The sequence below is a fragment of the uncultured Nocardioides sp. genome (assembly GCF_902805925.1).
GTDB lineage: Bacteria > Actinomycetota > Actinomycetes > Propionibacteriales > Nocardioidaceae > Nocardioides.
On sequence record NZ_CADCUP010000142.1, the window covers coordinates 1 to 6,203 of the forward strand.

9 protein-coding genes are annotated in these 6,203 nt (G+C 74.1%); 5 read left to right on the plus strand and 4 right to left on the minus strand.

Translation table 11 applies throughout. The annotated features are described in order from the left end of the window. A partial coding sequence (locus QZX64_RS10155) for a hypothetical protein (RefSeq protein ID WP_295659137.1) occupies positions 1–984 on the plus strand: 984 nt, incomplete at its 5' end. A 193-nt stretch (positions 985–1,177) separates the two neighbouring features. On the opposite strand, the gene QZX64_RS10160 is transcribed toward QZX64_RS10155, so the two are convergent. Then, positions 1,178–1,885: a GAF and ANTAR domain-containing protein gene (locus QZX64_RS10160; RefSeq protein ID WP_295659139.1), complete on the minus strand. Its 708-nt coding sequence runs from the start codon at positions 1,883–1,885 to the stop codon at positions 1,178–1,180. 129 nt (positions 1,886–2,014) lie between these two features. Here QZX64_RS10160 and QZX64_RS10165 point away from each other — a divergent pair, with 129 nt between their 5' ends. Together QZX64_RS10165 and QZX64_RS10170 are read left to right on the plus strand one after the other, a co-directional pair. Next, complete coding sequence (locus tag QZX64_RS10165) at positions 2,015–2,203, plus strand: hypothetical protein (RefSeq protein ID WP_295659141.1); 189 nt, start codon at positions 2,015–2,017, stop codon at positions 2,201–2,203. Between the two features lie 101 nt (positions 2,204–2,304). After that, a complete protein-coding gene (locus tag QZX64_RS10170; RefSeq protein ID WP_295659144.1) occupies positions 2,305–2,727 on the plus strand; it encodes a hypothetical protein in 423 nt (140 codons plus the stop codon). Between the two features lie 85 nt (positions 2,728–2,812). Here QZX64_RS10170 and QZX64_RS10175 read toward each other — a convergent pair whose 3' ends face one another. Together QZX64_RS10175 and QZX64_RS10180 are read right to left on the minus strand one after the other, a co-directional pair. Next, positions 2,813–3,025 carry a DUF2945 domain-containing protein gene (locus QZX64_RS10175; RefSeq protein ID WP_295659147.1) on the minus strand — a complete coding sequence of 71 codons (213 nt, stop codon included), beginning with the start codon at positions 3,023–3,025 and terminating at the stop codon, positions 2,813–2,815. An 84-nt stretch (positions 3,026–3,109) separates the two neighbouring features. After that, positions 3,110–3,496 carry a ChaB family protein gene (locus tag QZX64_RS10180; protein ID WP_295659150.1) on the minus strand — a complete coding sequence of 129 codons (387 nt, stop codon included), beginning with the start codon at positions 3,494–3,496 and terminating at the stop codon, positions 3,110–3,112. Between the two features lie 272 nt (positions 3,497–3,768). Here QZX64_RS10180 and QZX64_RS10185 point away from each other — a divergent pair, with 272 nt between their 5' ends. Next, positions 3,769–4,089 (plus strand): hypothetical protein, encoded by a 321-nt coding sequence (locus QZX64_RS10185; protein ID WP_295659152.1) that lies wholly within the window; start codon positions 3,769–3,771, stop codon positions 4,087–4,089. Positions 4,090–4,183: 94 nt separating this feature from the next. Next, positions 4,184–4,858, plus strand: a complete 675-nt coding sequence (locus QZX64_RS10190) for a DUF6766 family protein (RefSeq protein ID WP_295659154.1) — start codon at positions 4,184–4,186, stop codon at positions 4,856–4,858. A gap of 47 nt (positions 4,859–4,905) precedes the next feature. Here the strand turns inward: QZX64_RS10190 and QZX64_RS10195 are convergent, their stop codons facing one another. Continuing rightward, positions 4,906–6,078, minus strand: coding sequence for a CapA family protein (locus QZX64_RS10195; RefSeq protein WP_295659156.1), 1,173 nt, complete (start codon positions 6,076–6,078; stop codon positions 4,906–4,908). Between the last annotated feature and the right edge of the window lie 125 nt (positions 6,079–6,203).

The window sequence follows — 6,203 nt, forward strand, 5'->3', positions numbered from 1 at the left end:
ACCGGGCGGGGCCTGATGATCGTGGACGACCAGGCCGACCGATGGGGCTGCGTCCGCACCGACACGGGCAAGGTCGTGTGGTTCGAGATCGGCAGCCCCACGGCCCCGCTGCGGCTCGTCCCCGCCCCGGAACCGCGGCCGGACACGGTCGAGGTGACCTTGATCGACCTGCCCGTGCTGATGCACTGGGCGTGGCAGGAGCACGCGTCGGCGTTGCTGCGGGAGTACCTCCTCCACACCCTCGACGAGGACGCCCACGCCATCCTCCGGCACGCCGCTGCCAGCGACGCCCTGAGCATCCTCGACGAACAGCTGCCGGCACCCGACCTCCCGGCGGATCCCGGCGCCCTGATGGCCAGCTCGATCGAGCCGACCGTCACGGCCGACAAGGTTACTCTGCGGGTCTCCCACGCGTCGGTCCCTCACTTCGAGGTCCTCGACGAGCTGTTGACGCAAGCCATCAACGCTGCCCAGGACGGCCGTCTGCTGGGCCCGCCGACGCAGCCCGAGATCGCCGAGCTGCGCTCGTGGCTGTGCGCGGAGGTCGCCGGCCAGGCCGGTCGGGCCGAGCCGACGCCGTGGCGGGCCCGGACCGACGTACGCGTGCCCCTCGCCGGTCCGTCGGGCCGACCCGCGGACGTGCGCGAGCTCGCCGGCGCCGACCTGCCGATGCTCGCGACGAACGAGGCCAGCGTCATCATCGCGGTGACGGCGAGCCTGGTGGAGTTCCTGGGCTACCACTCCGAGGCCGACCTGCTGGGGCGGCGCATCCTCGTCGTGGTCCCGGCGCGGTTCCACCAGGCCCACATCGCCGGGACCACCTTGAACGCCACCAACGGCCGCGACGTGCTGCTCGACCAGTGGCTCACCGTCCCGGTCGTCCGGGCCGACGGCAGCGAGGTGCTGGTGAGCCTGCGGGTCCGCGCCCGACGCGTGGACGACGACCGGATCTTCGTGGCCGAGTTCGAGCTGCCGCCGGCCTGACGCGGGCAGCCGTGGCGCCGCAGCCACGTGCCCGGCATCGCCCGCAGCACCCGCCGGCGATCCGCAGGGCGGGACGGCACAGCGCCTCGGTCGACCCGCTGTGCAGGTGTCTCCTGCCGTCAGGCGGTGCCGCCCCTCCAGCAGGTCGGGCCGTCCCCGGGCCGTGCGGCGCGCACCGTGGGCCGCCCGGCCGTCACGTCGGTGTGCCGGTCGTGTCCGGGCCCTCGGACCCCGTCCGGTGGTGCTCGATCAGGCGTTGCGCGATGACCCGCAGCTTGATGTTCTGGTCCTGGGAGAGGCGGGTGAGGAACCCGAACGCGCGGGCCTCGTCGAGCTGGTAGCGCTCCATGACGATGCCGACGGCCTGCCCGATGAGGCCGCGCGTCCTGACCGACTCGCGCAGCTGGTCGACGTGTCGGGCGTAGTCGAGGGCGACGGCCGCCTGGTGCGCGAACAGCTGGCCGAGGATGCCGAGGTCCGCGAAGACGCCCTCCTGGTGGGAGTAGAGGTTCAGGGCGCCGTTCGACCCCGGCGCGTCGAAGAGCCGGATCCCGGCCTGGGCCTGGATGCCCGCCGCGACGGCCACCGGGGCGTACTTGGGGAACCGCTCGTCGCGAGCCAGGTGTGAGGAGGTGACGTGGACGGTGTCGACGGCAGCCTCGTAGCAGGGACCTTCCTGCAGGTCGTACTGCGCGCCGTCGAGGTCGAGGAGGAACCCGGCGGTGGGCGCCACGGTCTGGAGCCGACCGTCCGAGTGCTTGACCGTGATGCTGGAGTGGTGGACGTCGGGGAGGACCTCGACGGCCGCCGTGGTGATGCGCACCAGCGTCTGGTCCAGGTCGCCCGGGGTGAGCGCCGACGCCAGCCGGCTGGTTGCCTCCAGGAGGCGGTCCTCAGTCATGGGCAACAACCTACGCGACCCGCTCCGCCCACCTGGGGCGCGCAGGCGCGATATCGGTAGGACTGCCGATGCCGCCGGCCGGCGGCGTCGACACACTCAGGGGGTACGCCACCGCCTGGGAGACAGATCATGCACACCACGCTCGTCCGCAGCGCGCACGCCGACCAGCTCGAGGCCGAGCTGCGCGATGCCCGCTGCTGCCGCCCGCTCGACCGGTGTGCCGACTGCCGGGCGAAGGCCGACGAGGTGCGTGCCGCCCGTCGCGACGCCGTTCTCCACTCGCTCGCCACGACCAGACCACGCCGCCTCACGGTGTGACCACCGCCGCGCGCCGGCCCCCACCGACGAGGACGAGACGTCCGGCGCCGGCCGCTGACCGCGACGGCGTCGTACCGGGGCGATCCGGGTACCGGACGGCCATGTCGAACCTCGTGATGGGTCTGCTGGTCGTCCAGCTCGTGGGCGGTGCCTACCTCTTCAGCTTCGTGCTGGGCGCCGGCCAGCGCCACAGCACCGCGCGCGCCACCCGCCTGCCCGGCCTGATGGTCTTCATCCACGCCGTGCTCGGTGTGGCGGCGGCCGGCCTCTGGGTCGCCTGGCTCGAGACCGGCGTGGCGGCGATCGCGTGGACCACGCTGGGCTCGCTGCTCCTGTCCGTCGGCGGCGGCCTCCTGATGTTCGCGCGGACGGCGGGCCACGAGGAGACCGTCGAGCGGTTCGCCACCGACCCGGCCGACGTGCGCGTCGCGGAGAAGCAGATCCCCGGCGTGGCGCTGGTGGGCCACGGGCTGCTCGCCCTGGTGCTGGTCGTGCTGGTGCTCCTCGTGGCCCTGGGGGCATAGCCGGCGGTCCTCGCGTGCGGAACGCCGGGCGGCATGGTGGTCGTCGCGCCGGCCCGGCGCGAGGAGCCGGCCGGCCCGGGGTGCGTCAGTCCTTGGCCCTGGACAGCGCGTCGGGCTTGTGCACCGCCTCGCCGCCGCTCTTGTCGCTCTTGACCAGGTACTGCGGCTCCTCCTTCGAGGCCCGCACCGTCCTGCCGGCGGCCTCGGTGTCGGAGGTGATCTTGCGCTCCACGACACCTTCAGCGGTGCTGCCGTGGCTCTGCCAGGTCACGCGGTCGCCCTTCTTGAACTCCGTCATCGTCTCTCCTCAGGGACTCGGGTGTGCTGCACCGGCGGTACCCGAACCGGGCCCCGCGGACCCGGCCGGGTCGTCGTGCACTCCTCAGGAACGGCTCTTGCGTGTCTGCTTGGCGTTGGCCTTCTTGATGGCCTCGACCAGCTCGGACTTCGTCATGCGCGAGCGCCCGCTGATGTCGAGCCTCTTGGCGACGTCCATCAGGTGGGTCTTCGTGGCGTTCTCGTCGACCCCCTCGGCGGTCTTGCCACCCTTGCGCGCCGGGCCGCCGGACTTCGCTGCCTGCTTGTCCGAGGGACCCTTGCTCTCCTTGGCCTCCCAGTGGTCGCCCACCTTCTCGTAGGAGTGCTTGAGGGCGGCGAAGGCGGTGCGGTGGGCGCGCTCGCCCTCGCCGTACTCCTCGACCGCGGAGTCGTGTGTCTTGACCCAGGTGCGCTGCGCCTTCTCGGGTGAGCGGTCCAGGGTCGAGGGCATGTCATCCTTGCCGGGCATGGTGACCTCCAGGGTTGTCGGGTCCTAGGCCGGTCCGGTACCCCGCCACCGCCCGGTCACCCGTGCCCCGTGCGTGCGGGCGCCCGCGGGCGGGGACTGATCGACGTGCCTGCGGGGTACTTCCGGCCATGCCGAGACAGCACGCGTCCGGAGGCCCGGCGCGCCGCACGAGCGCCGCGGGGGTCGGGATCGGCCTGGCGTGTGCGGGGATGTGTGCGGGCGCCGTGACCGGGTGCTCGACGTCGGCACCCCGGGTGGAGGACGTGGTCACCGGCTTCTTCGCCGCCGTCTCGAGGTCGGACGGGGCGGCGGCGTGCGAGCGGCTGGCACCGGCCGCGCGGAGCGAGCTCGAGTCGTCCGCCGGCACCTCCTGCCGCCGCGCCGTCCTCCAGGAGGTGGACCCGGCGACGGGGCCGCCGGTCGTCGAGGTCTACGGGGGCGGTGCTCAGGCCCGGGTCGGGGACGACACGGCCTTCCTCGCCGAGTTCCGCGACGGCTGGCTGATCACCGCCGTCGGGTGCACGTCGGCGCCCCACCCCGACCGTCCCTTCGACTGCACCGTGCACGGCGGCTGACATGAGGATCGTCTTCTGGTCCTACCTGGCGGTCATCGTCGGGGGACTGGCGTGGTTCCTCGCCGCGGCACTCAAGAGCGTCTGAGGAGGACGCATGCGCACGTTCCTGCGGAGCTCATCGCTGAGCCTCTTCTTCGGGCTCATCTTCCTGGCGTCGCTCATCGGACAGGCCTTCGCCGGTCGGGCCGCGTTCAACGAGCAGCAGCTGGCCGACGGGCTGGCCACCGCGTCGCTGGGCGAGTACGTCTCGTCGGCGCACTTCGCGGGCGACGTGGCCGAGAACTGGCAGAGCGAGTACCTCCAGTTCTTCCTCTACCTCATGGTGACCGTGTGGCTGGTGCAGGTGGGGTCACCGGAGTCCAAGCCGCCGGACCGGGCCGGCCGGGAGAGCGACGAGGACCAGCGGGTGGGCGCCCATGCCCGGCCCGACTCACCCGCCTGGGCGCGAGCCGGCGGCTGGCGGACCGCGCTCTTCTCGCGCTCCCTCGGGCTGGTGATGGGGTCGATCTTCCTGGGCAGCTGGGCCGCCCAGGGCGCGTCCGGCTGGGTGGTCTACAACGAGGACCGGCTGGCCGACCTCCAGGACCCGGTCAGCCTTCCCGGCTACCTGCTCGCGCCGGACTTCTGGAGCCGCACCCTGCAGAACTGGCAGTCGGAGTTCCTCGCCGTCGGGTCGATGGCCGTGCTCGCCGTGTTCCTGCGCGAGCGCGGGTCGCCGGAGAGCAAGCCGGTCGGAGCGCCGCACGACTCGACCGGCGTCGAGGGCTGACGTCCTGGACCGCGCCGGGGAGGTGAGGCTCGTGGCCCGCTGCGTCGTCAGGGTGCTAGCCCGGCGCAGGTCCGCAGCGCCGCGAGGTCGGCGTGGAAGCGGGCCCTCTCCCCGCCGGCCACGGGCGAGGGCAGCCCGTCGGACCCGATCCGGGCCGGCTCCCAGGTCGCCTCGGACACCCGCGCACGGCCCGCGCGCGAGGGCGCCGGACGGACCGTGAGGGTGAGCACTCCGGTGACCGAGGTCGCCTCCGACGCCTGGGTGTACCAGGCGTGGTTGCCGAGGCCGTACGCCACGTAGCCCCCGCGCAGTCGGCCGTCACCCTGCAGCCGGTGGGTGTGGCTGCCGACGACCACGTCGGCGCCCGCGTCGACGAGGTCCCCGGCGAGCGACCGCTGTCCGGCGCCGGGGCACCGCTCGCCCTGCACGCCCCAGTGCAGGTAGACGACGACCACGTCGGCCGACCGGTCGGCCCCCTCGACGGCGCGCAGGAGACGGGCCGGGTCGATGGCGTCGGCGGTGCCGGGCGAGTCGGCGGTGGCCGCCCACTGCCCCGTGGGGTCCGCGGTGGGGTCGTTGCCGGCGACGGTCGCCCCGATCGTCGCGACGAGCGTGCCGTCGACGTCGGTGAGCGCAGGGCGGAAGGCCTCGGCGGCGTCCCGGCCGATCCCGACGACCGCGAGCGACGGGTCGGCGGCCGCGGCGCGGCCGATGGCCCTGAACGTGCCGGGCAGCGGGCCGCGGCCGAAGTCGAGGGCATGGTTGTTGGCCATGGTCGCCACGTCGATGCCGGCCGCGGCGAGCGCGGTGAAGGCGGTGGGCGGCGCCTGGAAGGTGTACCTCTTGCCCGGCTCGGGCCGGCCACCCGAGCCCACGGACGTCTCCAGGTTGACCACCGCGAGGTCGGCTGCCGCCAGCTGCCGGGTGGCGGGGGCGAGCGCCGTGGCCGGGTCCCCGAGGCGGTCACGGAGCGCCCCCTCGAAGTGCACGTCACCGGCCACCGCGATGGTCAGCGGCGGCGGCGGCTGCGGTTGGGGCTCTGCTGCGGAGGTGGGCGCGTGCGGGGCCGACGCGGACGTGGAGGCGGACGTCGTGGCGGACGAGGGTGCCGGGGACGGCTGTGCGGACGGCTCCGCCACGGAGCAGGCCGTGGCCGCGACCAGGAGGGCGACCGCCGCGGCCGCGCGCGCCCGGGACCCGGGGCGCCCACGCGAGGACATGCGAGGAGCCTAGTGGCGCGAGGCCCGCGCGCCGCTCAGCCTGCGTTGGCCGGGTCCGCCGGGGTGGCGGGCGTGGTCGCCGGCGCGGACGGCGTGGGCGCCGTGGGCGCCGGTTCGGTGGGGAC